1 protein-coding gene is annotated in these 222 nt (G+C 39.6%); it reads left to right on the top strand.

Going from position 1 to position 222, the window contains the following annotated elements; all coding sequences use genetic code 11:
• Nucleotides 1-222 (top strand): hypothetical protein (locus tag ACSVH5_RS13480; protein WP_438061928.1); only part of this gene is annotated, 222 nt, incomplete at both ends.

Here is a 222-nt window from a genome sequence, read left to right on the forward strand (position 1 = left end):
ATAAATAATCCGACTACTTCATGTACTCAGACATTGTCCGGGTCTTCAACAGTAACCGTTAATCCATTACCAACAGCCAGTATTTCTTCGAATAATGGTCCAATTTGTTCAGGTGCAAATGCAACGTTTACTTTAACAGGAACATCAGGTGCTGTGGTTACTTACAACATCAATGGAGGTTCTAATACAACAGTTACTTTGACAGGTGGAACGGCTACTGTT

Origin of the sequence: Flavobacterium sp. RSSA_27 (assembly GCF_051547125.1) — a bacterium.
GTDB lineage: Bacteria > Bacteroidota > Bacteroidia > Flavobacteriales > Flavobacteriaceae > Flavobacterium.